This window comes from Bacillales bacterium (assembly GCA_035700025.1).
In the GTDB taxonomy this organism is placed as follows: domain Bacteria; phylum Bacillota; class Bacilli; order Bacillales; family DASSOY01; genus DASSOY01.
Map to the genome: position 1 here is coordinate 1 of DASSOY010000006.1, position 18,023 is coordinate 18,023.

The 18,023-nt window shown below is 52.1% G+C and carries 16 protein-coding genes; 1 reads left to right on the forward strand and 15 read right to left on the reverse strand.

Annotated elements, in window-relative coordinates:
• The 3 genes from hisD to VFK44_01005 all read right to left on the reverse strand — a co-directional run.
• A partial coding sequence (gene hisD / locus VFK44_00995) for a histidinol dehydrogenase (GenBank protein ID HET7626937.1) occupies positions 1-1,263 on the reverse strand: 1,263 nt, incomplete at its 3' end.
• Entirely contained in the window at positions 1,260-1,901 is a 642-nt protein-coding gene (gene hisG, locus VFK44_01000; GenBank protein HET7626938.1) for an ATP phosphoribosyltransferase, read from the reverse strand. The genes hisG and hisD, both read right to left, overlap by 4 nt.
• A gap of 286 nt (positions 1,902-2,187) precedes the next feature.
• Entirely contained in the window at positions 2,188-3,351 is a 1,164-nt protein-coding gene (locus tag VFK44_01005) for an ATP phosphoribosyltransferase regulatory subunit (GenBank protein ID HET7626939.1), read from the reverse strand.
• A 185-nt stretch (positions 3,352-3,536) separates the two neighbouring features.
• On the opposite strand from VFK44_01005, the gene cax reads away from it, so the two are divergent.
• Positions 3,537-4,589, forward strand: coding sequence for a calcium/proton exchanger (gene cax, locus VFK44_01010; GenBank protein ID HET7626940.1), 1,053 nt, complete (start codon positions 3,537-3,539; stop codon positions 4,587-4,589).
• A 13-nt stretch (positions 4,590-4,602) separates the two neighbouring features.
• Here cax and VFK44_01015 read toward each other — a convergent pair whose 3' ends face one another.
• The 12 genes from VFK44_01015 to VFK44_01070 form a co-directional block, all read right to left on the reverse strand.
• A complete protein-coding gene (locus VFK44_01015) occupies positions 4,603-4,812 on the reverse strand; it encodes a hypothetical protein (GenBank protein ID HET7626941.1) in 210 nt (69 codons plus the stop codon).
• Between the two features lie 4 nt (positions 4,813-4,816).
• Entirely contained in the window at positions 4,817-5,320 is a 504-nt protein-coding gene (locus tag VFK44_01020; protein HET7626942.1) for an acyltransferase, read from the reverse strand.
• Positions 5,317-5,964, reverse strand: coding sequence for a pyrophosphatase PpaX (gene ppaX, locus VFK44_01025; GenBank protein HET7626943.1), 648 nt, complete (start codon positions 5,962-5,964; stop codon positions 5,317-5,319). Before ppaX ends, VFK44_01020 begins: the two co-directional genes overlap by 4 nt.
• The gene (gene lgt / locus VFK44_01030; protein ID HET7626944.1) at positions 5,961-6,800 is read right to left on the reverse strand and encodes a prolipoprotein diacylglyceryl transferase; all 840 of its coding nucleotides are present in this window, start codon (positions 6,798-6,800) and stop codon (positions 5,961-5,963) included. The genes ppaX and lgt overlap by 4 nt, the downstream gene beginning before the upstream one ends.
• Before the next feature lie 86 nt (positions 6,801-6,886).
• Positions 6,887-7,819, reverse strand: coding sequence for an HPr(Ser) kinase/phosphatase (gene hprK, locus VFK44_01035; GenBank protein HET7626945.1), 933 nt, complete (start codon positions 7,817-7,819; stop codon positions 6,887-6,889).
• Positions 7,820-7,886: 67 nt separating this feature from the next.
• Complete coding sequence (locus VFK44_01040) at positions 7,887-8,246, reverse strand: phage holin family protein (protein ID HET7626946.1); 360 nt, start codon at positions 8,244-8,246, stop codon at positions 7,887-7,889.
• Positions 8,247-8,279: 33 nt separating this feature from the next.
• A complete protein-coding gene (locus VFK44_01045) occupies positions 8,280-8,588 on the reverse strand; it encodes a hypothetical protein (protein HET7626947.1) in 309 nt (102 codons plus the stop codon).
• 86 nt (positions 8,589-8,674) lie between these two features.
• Positions 8,675-11,545 carry an excinuclease ABC subunit UvrA gene (gene uvrA / locus VFK44_01050; GenBank protein ID HET7626948.1) on the reverse strand — a complete coding sequence of 957 codons (2,871 nt, stop codon included), beginning with the start codon at positions 11,543-11,545 and terminating at the stop codon, positions 8,675-8,677.
• A gap of 9 nt (positions 11,546-11,554) precedes the next feature.
• Positions 11,555-13,528, reverse strand: a complete 1,974-nt coding sequence (gene uvrB, locus VFK44_01055) for an excinuclease ABC subunit UvrB (protein ID HET7626949.1) — start codon at positions 13,526-13,528, stop codon at positions 11,555-11,557.
• Positions 13,529-13,733: 205 nt separating this feature from the next.
• The gene (locus VFK44_01060) at positions 13,734-14,927 is read right to left on the reverse strand and encodes a PDZ domain-containing protein (GenBank protein HET7626950.1); all 1,194 of its coding nucleotides are present in this window, start codon (positions 14,925-14,927) and stop codon (positions 13,734-13,736) included.
• A 107-nt stretch (positions 14,928-15,034) separates the two neighbouring features.
• Positions 15,035-16,522 carry a S41 family peptidase gene (locus tag VFK44_01065; protein HET7626951.1) on the reverse strand — a complete coding sequence of 496 codons (1,488 nt, stop codon included), beginning with the start codon at positions 16,520-16,522 and terminating at the stop codon, positions 15,035-15,037.
• A gap of 213 nt (positions 16,523-16,735) precedes the next feature.
• Positions 16,736-18,001: a peptidoglycan DD-metalloendopeptidase family protein gene (locus VFK44_01070; GenBank protein HET7626952.1), complete on the reverse strand. Its 1,266-nt coding sequence runs from the start codon at positions 17,999-18,001 to the stop codon at positions 16,736-16,738.
• Between the last annotated feature and the right edge of the window lie 22 nt (positions 18,002-18,023).

The window sequence follows — 18,023 nt, forward strand, 5'->3', positions numbered from 1 at the left end:
ATTCCTCATCTCCACCGCGCGCGCATGCGCTTCCAGCCCTTCCAGGCGGGCGAGCGCGGCGATCTTCCCGCCGTTCTCGCGCATTGCGCGTTCACTATAGGCAATCACGCTTGATTTTTTCACGAAATCATCCACGCCGAGCGGACTCGAAAACCGCGCCGTCCCGCTCGTCGGAAGCACATGGTTTGGCCCTGCGAAATAATCGCCGACCGGCTCCGTGCTGTACGGCCCGAGGAAAATCGCGCCCGCATGGCGGATTTCCCCAAGCCACGCTTCCGCATCCTCGACAACAACCTCAAGATGCTCCGGCGCGAACGCGTTTACGCACGCGACCGCGTGCGCCACGTCGCGCACGACGTAAATCGCGCCGTTGTCAGCGATCGCTTGCGCGGCGATGTCCCGCCGCGGCAAATCCTCGAGCTGCCGCGCGACTTCGTCCGCGACTCGCTCAGCGAGCGCGCGCGACGGCGTGAACAGCACCGCCGCTGCGCGCGTGTCGTGTTCGGCCTGCGACAGCAAGTCCGCCGCCAGCCAGCGAGGATTCGCGCTGTCATCTGCGATGACAGCGATCTCGCTCGGCCCGGCGATACTGTCGATGTCGACAGCGCCGAACACTTCCCGCTTCGCGAGCGCTACGAAGATATTTCCGGGACCGACGATCTTGTCGACCTTGCCGATTGAGTCGGTCCCGTACGCGAGCGCCGCGACCGCTTGCGCGCCGCCCGCCTTGTACACTTCATCCGCACCCGCTTCGCGGGCGGCGACAAGCACGGCCGGCGCGATCGCGCCGGAAGCCGCAGGCGGCGTCGTCACGGCGACACGGGCGACGCCGGCGACTTTCGCCGGCACGACGCCCATGAGCACGGACGATGGGTACATCGCCGTGCCGCCGGGGACGTAGACGCCGACGGCGTCGAGCGGCGTGATTTGCTGACCGAGGCGGGAGCCGTCGGGCTTCGTCATCGACCACGACGCGCGCACTTGGCGCTCGTGGAAGTCGCGAATGTGCGCCGCCGCCTCGCGAATCGTTTCGATGAGCGAGGGGTCGAGCGCAGCGTATGCCGCGTCGATTTCCGTCTCATCAACCCTCAACCGATCGAGGCGAACGCCGTCAAAGCGCTCGGTGAGCGCAAGGACGGCGGCGTCGCCGCGCTGGCGGACGTCGGCAATGATGTCGACGACGGCTTGGCGCTGCTGCTCAGTGCCGTTGTCAAGATTTCTGTCGAACGAAATCTCGTCGCCGTTCAGTTCAATCACCTTCATGAAGTCACCCCCTCGACGACTTCGCGCAGGCGTGTCACCATATCGTTAATAACCGCGTCTTTCGTCCGGTAGCTCACCGGGTTGACGATGAGGCGTGAGGTGATCGTGCCGATGTTCGCCAGCTCGACGAGGCCGTTTTCACGAAGCGTCCGGCCGGTCGAGACGATGTCGACAATGCGGTCGGCGAGGCCGATGATCGGCGCGAGCTCGATCGAGCCGTTCAGCTTGATGATTTCAACTTGCTCGCCTTGCTCGCGGAAATATTTCGCGGCGACGTTCGGATATTTCGAAGCGACCTTCGGCGCATAATCTTTCACTTCGACGCCGGGCAGACCGGCGACTGCCAAATGGCATTCGCTGATTTTCAAATCGAGCACCTCGTACACGTCACGTTCTTCCTCAAGCATGACGTCTTTGCCGGCAATGCCGATATCGGCTACTCCGTGCTCGACGTACGTCGGCACATCCATCGGTTTCGCGAGAATGAAACGCATCCCCGCTTCCTCAACGTCAATGATGAGCTTCCGCGACTCTTCGAATTCCGGCGGCAGCGGATACCCGGCTTTTTTCAACAATTCGACCGCTTCGTGAAAAATCCGCCCTTTCGGCATCGCAGCAGTAATCTGTGTATTCGACATAAGTTCACCCACTTTTATAAGTACACGATTTTGAAATCGATCATGACGATCGTTATTTTAGGCAAAACGGCGTATTTTTAAAGGTAACGGTCATAGAGCACGCTATTTTCCCAAAAACAATGAAAATCATGATGACTTTCGCAAGAAGTTGGCAAATAAGGCTTCTCATGCACGATTTCACCTCAATATAGGTACAATTTCAAAAAATAACGATTCTCATGCACGATTCCACCACAACAATTGGCATCCAAATTCGTAAAAATTGGCCAATCTGCCACCTATCCCGTTAAGAATCAAGATAATAAACGACTTCGTCAAATTTGCCGGCGTAAGTTTCGATATCATCAAGACCGGCCACATCTTGCAGCACGACACGTTCCCCTTTATTTCGTTTCACCGCCGCGAGACGCATCGCTTCAGCTCGGCGATCGGCCGTATATAACACACAAATCGTGAACGCTTCACTGTCTCGTTCGCCGACCGCTTCGATCAAACGGTCAAAAAAGACGGCAAAACCAGTCGCCGGAGCGGGAGCGCTGAATTTTTCGAGCAATTCGTCGTACCGGCCGCCGCTTGCAATCGGGTAACCGATCGTTTCATCCAATCCTTCGAAAACATAACCGGTATAATAGTCCATATGGCTGACGAGCGTAAAGTCCACCTTCACGTGGTCACCGACCCCGAAGTCGTCCAAGATTGCGGAAAGCTCTTTCATTTCCGCTAAAATGGCTTTTTCCCTCGCACCGGACGCCACGGTTTCCGCTCTTTTGATCGTTTCCCGCTTTCCACGCAAGTCGAGCAATGTTTCAAGCTTTTGTTTTGCCTCTTCGCTGAGCGGCATTTCAGCCAACGCGCGGCGATATCCCACGTAATTTTTCTCATATAAGAACCGCGTCAATTGATCGGCTTGCTCCTTGCTCTCCGTCGCTTCGCCGAGCAACAACTGAACGAATCCGATATGGCCGACCGCCACTTGAAACTTGCTCAAGCCGGCTAGCCTGACAACATGCACCATCAACGCGATCACTTCGGCATCCGCAGCAATTGAAGCGTCACCAATCAATTCAACTCCGAGCTGTTCAAACTCGGCCGGCCGCCCGCCTTCTCGTTGCTGAGCGCGATAAACGTTCGCGTCGTAGGCCAATCGAAGCGGATGGCCCTCGGCATTTAATCGGGAAGCAGCAATCCTCGCAATCGGAGCGGTCATGTCCGGCCGCAGCACAAGCGTCTTGCCTTCCTGATCCAGCAATTTAAACAGTTGACGCTCTTCAATCGAAGTTGCAGTGCCGACCGTATCGAAATATTCCAACGCCGGCGTTTCGACAAACCGGTATCCCCAGCGATGCATCGCATCGCTGATCGTCTTTCTTAAGCGAGCCTTCGTTTCGTACATCGAAGGCAGCGTATCTCTCATCCCAAGCGGCTTCTCGAACCCGAATGGTTTCGACATTCCCCATCACTCCGTACACTTTAGTTCGCTAATGTGATAATAAAATAAAGACTTATTGAGTAGTTTACCTCGCTTTTCGTCATCCGTCAATCGATGATAATTTCGCGAAATCGGCACAAGCTATGCACGAATCGCTTTTCATGGTTCTTTCATCTTAACAAAAAGTGCTTGCAGAGGTGTTCCATTTGAAAAAAACGTTCATGCTGGCCGTCATCACTTTGTTCCCATTATCCGTGCTTGCAACTTGGTTTCATTGGCCGGAACTGTCGAGGTTTGTGTTGTACGGAGCGACTATCATCAGCCTTGCCTTTTACATGAGCCGGGCGACGGAAAACTTGTCAATCCTCGTCGGCGAGCGGATCGGCGGTTTGATCAACGCGACTTTCGGCAATGCCGTCGAATTGCTGATCGCCATTTTTTCATTAAAAGCAGGCCTTTACAGCCTCGTGCTCGCGTCCATTTCGGGTTCGGTGATCGGCAATTTGCTTTTTAACGGCGGACTGTCGTTCTTTACCGGAGGACTTAAACATAAGCGTCTCCAATTCAATGTTCACAACGCCCGTCACAATTCCGCTCTTCTCATCTTCGCGGTCATCGTCGCTTTTTTGTTCCCGAAAATCTTTTCTTATGAACTGGCAAAGGCGGACGTTTTCAAACTCAGCCTCGGATCTGCGGTCGTGATGATCTTTCTTTATTTAAGCGGATTGTATTTCAAGTTGGTCACCCATCGAGGAGTCTATTCGGCAGGTGAACAAGAAGCGGAAGCATCGGAGAAAGCGGAGTGGGGATTTTGGCGGTCGCTCGTCACGCTGCTCGTATTGACGGCAGCTGCGGCGTATGTCAGTGAAAATCTCGTTGAAACCTTTGATTTCGTTTCAAACAGGCTCGGCTTGAGCGAAATATTCATCGGTCTCGTGATTGTCGCCGTGATCGGAAATGCCGGCGAATACATCACGTCGATCATGATGGCTGCCAAAAACCGGGTCGCTGTCACCGTTGAAATTTCCGTCGGCGCTACGTTGCAAATCGCGATGTTCGTCGCTCCAGTTCTCGTTTTTGTTTCGTTGTTGTTCGGGCGTCCGCTCGCGCTCATTTTCACGATGCCGGAAATGGCATCGATGGTGCTCGCCGTGTTGTTGAACATCATGATCATGAACGACGGGGACACGAATTGGTTCGAAGGAGCGACACTCGTCGCGGCTTATGCAATCATGGCGGTTGGGTTTTATCTTTTGTAAAATTGACCCCGTGTCACCGTTTGCGCAACGATTTTCGCGCTTCGGCGATTTGGCGCCGCACGCGGTCCTTCGGATTCCAGCAACGAAACTGCCATTTCGGATTCGTCTCGTAACCGAGACGGGCGCAGCGGGACGTAACGTTGCCGTCGTCGTTTTCGACGCGAAAATGCCTGCACGTGGCGCAGCAATGGTACCGTTCCTTGATGCGCTCGAGCCGGTCCATGCGATCACTCCTTGTCCGTTTTGTCTTCTTTCGTTTTGATGATCCGCATCGGATTCCCGCCGACGAACGCTCCTGCCGGCACGTCGGCATTGACGAGCGTCGCTGCCGACACAACCGCGCCGTTTCCGATCCGCACGCCGGGCAAAATCGTACAGTTGGCACCGATCATCACCTCATCGCCGATTTCGACGAGACCGAGCCGGTATTCGTCGATCAAATATTCGTGGGCAAGAATCGTCGTGTTGTAGCCGATCACGGAATTTTTTCCGACGGAAATGTATTCGGGATACATGATATCCAGCATCGTCATGAGGGCAAACGACGTTTGCTCCCCGATTTTCATTCGCAACAACGCCCGGTACATCGCATTCTTCCAACTGAGAATCGGCGTATAGCGGGCAATCTGAATGATGATGAAATTTTTCACGACTTTCAAGAAAGGAACCGTTTTGTAGACATGCCATAATGAGTTAGCGCCTTCCACAGGATAACGTTTTGTTCTTCTCATTTCACCGCCACCTTGAGCACGTCCAACAGCTGCGGCATCTTTTCAAGCATCACGTCCGGATTCATCTTACGCAAAACTTCACTTCCCTTGACCGCCCACTCAACCCCTGCGGTGGCTGTCCCGGCATTTTTTCCGGCGCTGATGTCATGCGGGCTGTCCCCGACCATCAACGCGGTTTCCGCCCGCGCCTCGAGGATCCGCAACGCTTTCAGAATCGGTTCCGGCGAAGGCTTTGCTTCCTTCACATCATCGATTGTCACGACCGTTTCGAAAAACGAAGCGAGACCGGTGAGCTTCAAGCCCATCTCCACCGTTTTTCTCGCTTTCGTCGTCACGATTCCGAGCTTAAATCGATGCGCCTTCAACACTTGTACGGTCTCGTACACCCCTTCATATTCGCGAACGAGCTCATCGTGGTGCGCGATATTATGCTCGCGGTACACGCTCACCATTTCATCCGCGAGCGTCGGGTCAATTTTATAAAAAGAATCCCGCAACGGTTCACCGATAAATCCGACGATATCGTCCTTGCCAAAACGATTCGGGAAATAGCGTTCCAACGTATGCGAGAACGATGCAATAATCAAGTCGTTCGTATTGATCAACGTGCCGTCCAAATCGAACAATACAGTCTCGACGTTCATGACCAACGACTTCCTTCCCATTGGCGCTCGCTTTCCAAATAGCGACCGGCGCCGCGTACGCGTCGATAGATAATAACGATAAGGGCAAATGCGATCAAGGCTATCGATATGACCTGGGCCATCCGCAGCCCGCTCGTCAGCATGAGGCTGTCAGTGCGAAGCCCTTCGATGTAAAAACGGCCGACGGAGTACAAAGCGACGTAGATGAGAAATAGTTCTCCGCGTACGAGATTCGCTTTTCGCAACGCCAACAGCACGAAAAACACGGCAAAATCCCATAAAGACTCATATAAAAAAGTCGGGGCATAATACGCGCCGTCAATGTACATTTGATTGATCATCCAGTTCGGCAAATGCAAGTTTTCAAGAAATGTGCGGGATACGGCAGCACCGTGAGCTTCTTGATTGACGAAATTTCCCCAGCGGCCGATTGCTTGTCCAAGAATGACGCTCGGTGCGAGAATGTCGACGAACCGCCAGAAGGAATACCCTTTTCGTTTCGTAAAAATAAGGGCCGTTAACGCACCGCCGATCAAAGCGCCGTGGATGGCAATGCCCCCGTGCCAAATCGCGATGATTTCACTCGGATGAGCAGCATAATAGTCCCATTTAAAAGTAACGTAATACACTCTCGCAAAAAGAATCGCGACGGGAACCGCGATCAAAATGTAATCCACGATCGTGTCTTTCGGATAACCGAGCCTGCGGCTTTCCCGTACCGCAAGCAAAAGTCCGAGAAAAGCGCCGAATGCAATAATAACGCCGTACCAATAAATGTTCAACGGCCCGAGATGAATCGCCACCCGGTCGATGGGCGGCTGTCCAGCTGTGTGCATCATGGTCCTCCCTATCCTCTATCAATCTTGGTTGCCGAAACTGTGTGTTCTGCTGTCCCGTGCGTCCGTGCAAGTTAAACAGTTGTTTAAAAGTCGTCCAAATCGCCCTCGATGGCGTCCGTCAACCGCTCGGAGAACTGTTTGGCGGCGTTCATGCCCATTCGTTTCAGGCGATAGTTCATGGCCGCGACTTCAACGATGACCGCCAAGTTTCGGCCGGGACGGACGGGAACCGTCAATTTCGGCAACTCCGTATCAAGGATCTTCACATATTGTTCTTCAAGTCCGATCCGGTCATACGCTTTATCCTCGTTCCACAATTCGAGATGGACGACGAGCGTAATTTTTTTATAATTGCGGATCGCCCGCGCGCCAAACAACGTCATGACATTAATAATGCCCAATCCGCGAATCTCCAGCAAATGCTGGATCAGTTCCGGCGCGTTGCCGACCAAGTAATCTTCGCTTTCTTGACGTATTTCGACCGAATCGTCGGCGACGAGACGATGCCCCCGTTTCACGAGTTCAAGAGCCGTTTCACTCTTACCAACGCCGCTGGTCCCCGTAATGAGCACCCCAACACCGTAAATGTCGACAAGTACGCCGTGAATCGCCGTCATCGGCGCCAGTTTGCTTTCCAAAAAGTTCGTGATCTTACTGCTCAATCGGGTGGTCGTCAACGATGATCTTAAGATCGGCACTCCTGATTTCTGCGATGCACGAATCAATTCTTCCGGCACGTCCAGCTCTCTTGAAATAATGATGCCCGGCGTTTCTTCTCTGCAAAGATGCTCCATTCTTTCCAATCTCGTTCGTTTATCAAGCCCGTGAAAGAACGACAACTCGGTTTTTCCGATCAATTGCAGCCGTTCTGCGGGATAATACGTGAAGAACCCGGCCATCTCCAAACCCGGACGCGAGATGTCGCTCGTCGTGATCGGCCGGTGCAGCCCTTCCTCTCCGCTGATCAATTCCATTTCAAATCGTTCGATCAAGTCGTTCGTTTGTACTTTGGCCAACCGGTTCACCCCCTCGCGTCCTATTTTACCATACGACTTCCGGACGAAATCACTCCGCTTGCGGCAGTTATTTCTTCATCAATGGTTTCACGACGAAATACTCCAACAACATGTTGAGAATTGAAATGATAATCGCCGCCAACAACGCGGTTCCGAATCCTCCGATGTTGAAAGCCTCCCCCATGACAGAAGCCGTCAACATAAGCAACAACGCGTTAATGACGATCAAAAACAAGCCGAGCGTCAACACCGTAACCGGCAGCGTCAACAGGACGAGAATCGGTTTAATGAACATATTTATGAGGGCGAGCAAGAAACTCGCCCCGACCGCAGCCCAAACGCTCGTCAATTCAAACGAATGCAAATACCCCGCAACGACTATTAACACAATGCTGTTTACGACAATGTGAACGATCCATTTTGTCACTGGTCTCCCCCCTTCCCGTCTTAACAAGTCTGATTAATCACGCCCATTTCGGACAACGCTCTGAATCCCTCTGACGACATTCCAAATGAAAACGACTAACGAAATCAACCCGTAAATAATGATCGAGACGACGATCGAAGACCAGTGAAAACCGCTTGCCATCGTATAGAAAAAAAGCACCGGGATACTGGCTAACGGAATGAGATGAGACAAAAACGACAGTTTCGCCGCTTGCTTCACGTCCGGACTCTCAACGACAAAATAGACGATGATCGGAAATAAAAACGGAGCGAAAAACACGCTCAAATAGCAAAGCGATGCGAGTACGGCATTCAAATTCATAGAAATCTCTCCCTTCCCTAAACGATACGTGAATCGCGGGAAAAAGTTTCAGAAAAAGCCGGGAGTCCCCTCCCGGCCGACACGATTCACTTCGCCACTTTTTGTTTCCGTTCAATCTTCTCCGCCATCCTCTGCCGGTCCCTTTCGAGAACCGGTCCGAGATACTTCCCGGTATGGCTTCCCGATTGAGCAATCTTTTCGGGTGTGCCTTCGGCGACAATCGTTCCGCCGCCATCCCCGCCTTCGGGACCGAGATCGATGATGTGATCAGCCGTTTTGATCACGTCGAGATTGTGTTCGATGACGAGAACGCTGTCCCCATTATCAACGAGCCGCTGCAAAACATCAAGCAACCGAGCAATGTCGTCAACGTGCAGACCGGTCGTCGGTTCGTCGAGAATGTACAACGCCCTGCCCTTCGAACGACGGTACAGCTGCGATGCCAGCTTTACGCGCTGCGCTTCGCCTCCCGAAAGCGTCGTTGCCGGCTGACCAAGCTTGATATAGCCGAGCCCGACGTCAAACAACGTTTGCAGCCGCCGCTTAATGCGCGGGATGTTCTTAAAGAACTCCACGGCTTCTTCGACCGTCATGTCGAGCACATCGGAAATGTTCTTCCCTTTATATGTCACATCCAATGTTTCCCGATTGTACCGCTTGCCTTCGCACACTTCGCATGGGACATACACGTCTGGAAGAAAGTGCATCTCAATCTTAATGATGCCGTCGCCGCGACATGCTTCGCAGCGGCCGCCTTTCACGTTAAAGCTGAAACGGCCTTTCTTGTAGCCGCGCATTTTCGCTTCGTTTGTCGATGCGAACACGTCGCGTATAAAGTCAAACACTCCCGTGTATGTCGCCGGATTCGATCGCGGCGTGCGGCCGATCGGCGACTGGTCGATGTCGATCACACGGTCGAGTTCTTTGATGCCTTTGATCTTCTTGTGCTCGCCTGGCTTTTCCCGCCGGCCATGCAGCTTTTGCGCGAGCGCTTTAAACAATACCTCGTTGATGAGCGTGCTTTTGCCGGAACCGGAAACGCCGGTGACGCACGTGAACAAGCCGAGCGGGATTTTCGTCGTTACGTTTTGCAAGTTGTTTTCGCTTGCGCCGACGATTTCGAGCACCCGACCGTTTCGCTTGCGACGCTCACTCGGAACGGGGATAAACTGTTTGCCCGACAAGTAACGGCCCGTCAACGATTTCGGATCTTTCATGATTTCTTCCGGCGTCCCCGCAGACGTGATGTTCCCGCCGTGCGCACCCGCGCCCGGCCCGATGTCGATAAGGTAATCGGCAGCGAGCATCGTATCTTCGTCATGCTCGACGACGATTAACGTATTGCCAAGGTCTCGCATTTCTTCGAGCGTGCGGATAAGCCGGTCGTTATCGCGTTGATGAAGCCCGATCGACGGTTCGTCGAGAATATACAGCACGCCCATCAAACGCGAACCGACTTGCGTCGCCAGTCGAATCCGCTGCGCTTCTCCGCCGGAAAGGGTTCCGGCGGCACGGTTCAGCGTCAAATAATCGAGTCCGACGTTGACGAGGAAGCCGAGCCGGCTTTCGATCTCACGCAAAATGAGCCGGCCAATCTTTTGTTCTTTTTCCGACAGTTCGAGCGCTTGGAAAAATGCGTTGCCGTCTTTGATCGACAAAGCCGTCACTTCGCCGATATGTTTTTCGCCGACCTTCACTGCGAGCGCTTCTTCTTTTAGACGATGCCCGTTGCACGTCGGGCAAGGTTTTTGCGCCATATAACCTTCCATTTGTTCGCGGATAAAATCGGAGGCCGTTTCACGATAACGGCGCTCGACGTTCGGGAGTACGCCTTCAAACACGATATGATTTTCCCGTACGCGCCCGAAGTCGTTCTCGTAGCGGAAATATATTCGTTCTTTGTCCGACCCGTACAAAATGATATCCATCTGCTTCTTCGGCAAGTTCTTCACGGGGACATCCATGTCGATGTCGTAATGCTCGCATACCGCTTTCAGCATTTCTGGATAAAATTGCGAGCTCGTCGGTTCCCATGGCACGATCGCATGGTCGTTTAATGACCGATCCCAGTCCGGAATGACGAGGTCAAGGTCAACCTCGAGTTTCGAACCGAGCCCGTCGCAAGACGGGCACGCGCCGAACGGGCTGTTGAAAGAAAACATGCGCGGCTCGAGTTCACCGATTGAGAACCCGCAGTAAGGGCAGGAATGGTGCTGATTAAACAGCAGTTCTTCGCCGTCGACGATGTCGACGATCGCACGCCCGTCGGAAAGGCCGAGGGCGGTTTCGAGCGAATCGGACAGACGCGAACGAATGCCGTCTTTAACGACGATCCGGTCAACCACGACCTCAATGGAATGTTTTTTATTTTTTTCAAGGGTAATTTCTTCGGACACTTCGCGCATTTCGCCGTCCACGCGCAAGCGGACGTACCCTTGCTTCTTAATGTCTTCGAGCGTTTTCACATGCTCGCCTTTTCGTCCAGAAACAACAGGAGCTAGAATTTGCAGTTTCGTCCGTTCCGGATAGTCGAGAATCCGGTCGACCATTTGCTGAATCGTTTGCGACGTGATTTCCACACCGTGGCGAGGACAAATCGGGTGTCCGATTCGCGCAAACAGCAACCGCAAGTAATCGTAAATTTCCGTGACCGTTCCGACCGTCGAACGCGGGTTCTTGCTCGTTGTTTTCTGGTCAATCGAAATCGCCGGCGACAACCCTTCGATCGTGTCGACGTCCGGTTTGTCCATCTGTCCGAGAAACTGTCGCGCATACGCGGACAACGATTCCACATATCTCCGCTGACCTTCCGCATAGATCGTATCAAATGCTAGAGAAGATTTGCCCGAACCTGATATACCCGTCAATACGACGAGACGGTCACGGGGAATTTCCACGTCGATGTTTTTCAAATTATGGACTCTCGCCCCTTTAATTCGAATGTTTTCATTCGCCATAACTGACCATCACCTTCCCGCCTTCAGCTCCAGGACGATGTCCCTCAATTCGGCTGCGCGTTCAAATTGCAAGTCTTTCGCTGCTTGCTTCATTTCCTTTTCCAGCCGTTCGATCATCTTGTTGCGTTCCGTTTTGCTCATTTTCTTCGGATCCGGCTTGTTTTCGTACTTGCCTTCTTCTTCCGCCGCCATCGTCGCGCGGATCACATCGCGGACGTCCTTCTTGATCGTCATCGGCGTTATACCGTGCGCCTCATTAAATGCTTGTTGCGTCTCGCGCCTTCGGTTCGTCTCTGAAATGGCAATTTCCATTGACTTGGTCATTTTATCCGCATACATAATGACAGAGCCGTTCTCATTGCGCGCCGCGCGCCCGATCGTCTGAATCAAGGAGCGTTCCGCACGCAAAAACCCTTCTTTATCGGCATCGAGAATCGCTACAAGCGATACTTCAGGAATATCCAAACCTTCCCTCAACAAGTTAATGCCGACGAGCACATCAAACACCCCGAGCCGCAAATCGCGAATGATCTCAATGCGCTCCAACGTTTTGATTTCGGAATGCAGATAACGAACTTTCACGCCCATATCATTCAAATAATCGGTTAAGTTCTCCGCCATCTTCTTCGTCAGCGTCGTCACGAGCACTCTTTCGTCTTTCTCGGTTCGTTTATGAATCTCTTCAAGCAAATCATCGATTTGCCCTTCGATCGGACGTACTTCGATCGTAGGATCGAGCAAACCGGTCGGTCGAATGATCTGCTCAACCATCTCCGGTGTATGTTCCAGCTCATAAGGTCCCGGCGTAGCGGACACATAAATGATCTGGTTCACATGCTTTTCAAACTCCTCGAACGTCAGTGGACGGTTGTCCTTGGCTGACGGCAAACGAAACCCGTGATCAACGAGGACTTCTTTCCTAGCGCGGTCGCCGTTGTACATGCCTCTCACCTGAGGCAGCGTCACGTGCGATTCATCAACGAGGATCATGAAGTCCTCCGGAAAGTAATCCAGGAGCGTATATGGCGTTGATCCCGCTTCACGAAGCGTAATGTGCCGCGAGTAGTTCTCGATCCCGGAGCAAAAACCCATCTCCTGCATCATCTCGACATCATACCGTGTCCGCTGTTCGAGGCGCTGCGCCTCGAGCAGTTTGCCTTCATCTTTTAACTCTTTCAGCCGCTCTTCGAGTTCCTGCTCAATTCTTTTGATGGCGATTTGCATCTTCTCTTCGCGAGTAACGAAGTGGGAAGCCGGGAAAATCGCAATATGGTCGCGTTCGCCGATGATTTCGCCCGTTAACGAGTCGACCTCGGTAATCCGATCAATTTCGTCTCCGAAAAATTCGACGCGCATACAATGCTCGTCCCTCGATGCTGGAAAAATTTCGACGACGTCGCCGCGAACACGGAACGTTCCGCGCACAAAATTGACGTCGTTTCGTGCATATTGAATGTCGACGAGCTCCCGCAGCAGACGGTCCCTTTCTTTTTCCATCCCTTTTCGCAACGAAAGCACCATCTCGCGATACTCTGTCGGCGAACCTAAACCGTATATACACGACACGCTGGCAACGACGATCACGTCACGCCGCTCAAATAACGCGCTCGTCGCCGAGTGTCGCAACTTATCAATCTCATCGTTGATGCTTGCATCTTTTTCAATAAACGTGTCGCTTTGCGGAATATACGCTTCCGGTTGATAATAATCGTAATAACTGACGAAATATTCAACCGCGTTGTTTGGAAAATATTCTTTGAATTCGCTGTACAGTTGGCCTGCCAGCGTTTTGTTGTGGGCAATGACAAGCGTCGGGCGATTCACTTGCTGAATCACGTTGGACATCGTGAACGTTTTACCCGTTCCGGTCGCGCCGAGCAGCGTTTGATGCTTCTTGCCCTCACGGATGCCTTGAACGAGCCGCTCGATCGCCTTTGGCTGATCCCCTTGCGGTTCGTATTTCGACACGAGCTGAAAATCCATCGAGACACCCTCCGTTCCTCATGTCATAGCTCTCATTATAGCACAATCCGTCTTTGAACCAATAAAAAAACGAACGGATATTCGTTCTTTTTTTGTTTCCATTATTCCCTAAAAAAATGCGAGAAAAACATCGCCGGCGCAACAAAAACATGAAAAAAACGCGCAAAGAATCAAGAGATTCTCTGCACGTTGGATGAGAAATCGATCACCGGGACGCCGCATTCGACGCTTCCCTCATGCCGTCAACGAACAACAACCCGAGTTCGTGATGCGTTCCCTGGTAAACGGCGCCTTGCACGAACCGGACTTCGCCCGATTCGTTAAGCACTTCCATTTTACAATAAGCGGCGTTTTGCTGCAGCGCTTCGTAAAACCGTTCTTCCGAACTTACCGGAACCCCGTTGACCTTTTGAATTCGTTCGCCGACGTGAATGCCGAGTTTTTCAGCAGGCGATTCCGGCAAAACCCCAACGACAACGAGGCTGTCGGAGTGTGGAGCGAAATAATGGGAGCGATGGTTGCGCCGCTGGGCATCGACGATGATCCAAACCACTTGCCAAAGCAGCGCAAATACCGCCGTGACGGGTGGAATCCACGCATGGTCAGCGTAGTAAAGGGCGGCAACAGCCGCAGCCAAGACAATAACGCCCAAAGTCAGTTGTCGTTTCGCAACAGTGCGTACCGCACGCTCCGGTGCTTGATAGGTAATCAAAGCATAAAAAGCGAGACCGAAGGGCACGACGGTCACGGTAAAACTGCCGTCATCCGCACCGAACAACGGCCAATAGGAAAAGGACGGCCATGCATCACCAGGCAACAGTACCACAAGCGGAAGCAGCCAAAACTTTCTTGCCTCGTGGGCTCCGACGGACTTGCCGCGTTTGCCCGGCAATAAACGCGGAACGGTGTTCGCAGCGGAAGCGCGAATAAGCACGGCTTCCGTAACGATTAAAAGTCCGAGCAGAATCAAAATCGACGGCAATGAAGTTTGCTGCCCTTGCAGCATCCATCGATCGAGAAAATTTACCCCGGTATGCAAAGGAGGTCCGTAATAAATGAGCAAAACGGATGCGGATAAGGGGAATGATGGCGACAACAAGCGCAGCCGCCAGGTGAGCATGCCGAGCGTGTACAAGCACGCAAAAAGAACGAGCGCGCCTTCCGTTAAAACGACGCCCGCCGCGACCAGAACCACCGAACAAAGCAGTCCGGCAGCGAGCCCAGGCAAGAGTGCCTGTTTCACACCCCTCCAAAAGCCGTAAACGCGCACGTGAAATTGCCGGCGTTCCTTTTTCACCCGAAAATGATGGAGCAAGACTAAATAGAGTAAAAACAAATAAAGCAACGGCTGCATGAACAGTTGCAGCCATCCATAGCCGATCGTCGTCAACGTATCCATTTCTTCACCTTTCGTCTACGAGGTTGGAGTACACGCGAAAAAGTATCCGCAGAAGAGTCTCTGCGGATACTTATTCGACATTCCTTGACGGGTTCCTGCCCGTTCCGTCATTGATTTTCCAAATAGCCAAGCGCCGTTTGCAACTGCAGATCGTTTTTCTTCTTATCTACCGCCTGCAATATCTTTTGATCGAGCATTTTCGCCGTTTTCTTGTCAATTTTGCCCGTCGCCGACAATCCGTTTTCGTTTTGGAAAGCTTTCACGGCCGTCACCGTTTGCTTTCCGAAATAACCGTCCTCGCGTCCGGTTTCGAACCCGAGCCCTTCCAACATGATCTGGGCGTTTTTCACTTTGTCGTTGTTCTCGTTATACGCTAACGTTTCCCCTTTTTCAACGGTGATTGGATGCGCATAAAAGTATTCCGGCTGCTTCACGGAAATATCAGGCTTCAATCCTTTTTTATGAATCCAATGGCCGTCCGGCGTCAGCCATTTCATGATGGTTAATTTCAACCGGCCCTTACCGACATTGAACTCCGTTTGGACAGTGCCTTTGCCAAAAGATTTCGTTCCGACCAACTTGTAACCTCCGGCCTCCTGCAATGCCCCTGATAAAATTTCTGCCGCAGAAGCACTGCCGCCGTTAATCAACCCGACGATCGGATACTCCTTTTTCTCTTCAAGATTGGAAAAATAACGTTTCTTGTTGCCGTTCCGATCAACGACTTGCACAATCGGTTCATCGTTCGGAATGAGCTCATCGGCAATTTTCGTTACCGATCCGAGATACCCACCCGGATTTCCGCGAACATCGATGACGAGTCCGGCAATCCCTTGACTCTCGAGGGCGTCAAGCGCTTCATGAAATTCGTCGGCCGTTCCTTCGGAAAACGATGTAATTTGAATAATGCCGTAAACCTTTCCGTCTTTCTTCACCGTATCCTTATGAACCGTTTCAATCGGTATTTCTCCCCGGGTGACCTTGACTTTCATTATTTCATCGGAACCTTCCCGCTTAATGCCGAGCGTAACCGTCGTTCCTTTTTTTCCACGGATTTTCTGTACCGCCTCATACAAATCGAGCCCGGTAATGCTCTTTCCGTTAATGGAAATGATCTGGTCATTGGCCCGCAACCCGGCCTTGTCCGCAGGCGAACCTTTGAACGGCGACATGATCGTGACGATTCCGTTCACCATGGACACTTCCGCTCCGATGCCTTGATACGAAGACGACAGCGATTGCGTGAATTGCCGTGCCGCTTCCGGGTCCATATACACGGAAAACCGGTCGTCGAGCGAGTCGATCATCCCTTGGATCGCTCCGTTGATCAGTTCGTCTCCGTCGACTTCCTTATAATAATTTTTCGTAATCAGTTCGTAAGCTCTTTTCACTTTTTCAAAAGAGACTTTCGATTCGTTATCCTCGGGCGCCTTCTTCCCTCCGCCGTTTTCTTCCGATTCGATTTGGCGGTGCCCTTCCGACGTCCCTTGCCCAGAAGATGCCGCAAAAAGCGACATGCCGAAGTACGTGCCGCCGGCGCCGATCAACAGCGATGCGATCAGCATAAGTGTGATGGTTAATTTCCTCAGTCTCATAGATTCACCTCTAACATTTTGAAGGAGAAAGGCACCCCACCTGATGGTGCGATGCCCTCGGTAATGGGTTGCAGAATCCAAACCGAATGCCTTTCTTATATTCTACTATATGTACGGCTTGTTTTCATTATGATTGGGAAAAAGCTTGCGGCCAAGCTCCCTTCAGATACAGCTGTAAAAAAAAACCGAACCTGCTAAGGTTCGGAATGAAAGTTAGAAAAACGGATACGGATTGACTCCGTTGTCGCCGGAGATGCTCCCTTGGTCGATTTCGAAATGCAAATGGGCGCCCGTGGAGTGTCCGCTCGAACCCACGGCAGCAATTTGTTGTCCGCGCGACACATGTTCTCCAGAGTGAACATAGATTTCATTGTCATACATATGACCATACACCGTGTAGTAGCCGTTCGGATGTGCGATCACGATCCAGTTTCCGAAACCGCTGGCCGGACCTGCATACAAAACCGTTCCTGATCCAGCCGCGTAAATCGGCGTTCCGACCGGAGCCGCAAAGTCGATGCCGTCGTGGAAATCTCTCCCGCCGAACCGCCAACCATAGCCGGATGAAATATAATACGTACCGGCGCGCATCGGCACGATAAATTCACCCGAACCTCCGCTTAACGTACGTCCCGACGGCGAATGACTTCCGCTGGACTGTTGCCGTTCCCGCTTCCTTTGCTCTTCCTCACGTCGTTTCTTCTCTTCGATCGCAGCATTCCGCTTCGCGATCAAATCGTCGATTTTGTCTTCAATAATCGCAATGGCTTGCTGTTGCTCTTCAATTTCTTCTTTAATCTCTTCTTCTTGCGCCTTCAACTGCTCCATCAATTCATGCTGTTGCTGCTTCTTTTTCTCCAAACCGGCACGCATTTGTTCGAGCGAGTCGAGCTGATCTTGAAGTTTCGCCATTTCCGACTGGACTTCCTTCTTGTCTGCCTCAAGCTTGCGTTTGTCCGCGATTTGCTCTTCAAGCAACCGCTTGTCCTGTTTGGCGATCAAGTTGACAAAAAGGACGCGGTCAAGAAAATTGCCGAAGCTTTTCGCGCCGAGCAACACATCGATGTAGCTGATCGCGCCTCCGCTTTTGTACATCGAGCGTACGCGTTCCTTCAATAGCCTGTCCCTTTTTTCAATTCTTTGTTCCGTTGCGTCGATCTCCTCGTTCAACTGCTCGATCTTATCGCGAGTCGCTTCAATGTCGCTTTTTTTAGCATCAATTTTGTTTTGCGCTTCGGAAATTTCTTGTTTTAATCGCTCGATTTTTTCGCGCGTTTCCGTTTCCCGATCCTTTACTTGATCCAATTTGCTTTGATTTTGGGCGACTTGTTCTTCCTTCTCATTCTGGCTGTTATGTACTTCGGAAATTTGCTGCTTCAAGTCGCTGATATCATCGGCCGAAGCAAGCTTTGCTCCGGGAAATGTGAACGACAGCGTCAATCCAAGTGTAATCACAACCGCCTTTCTATGATTTGCCAAAACCTTCATCCCCCCCAATGTA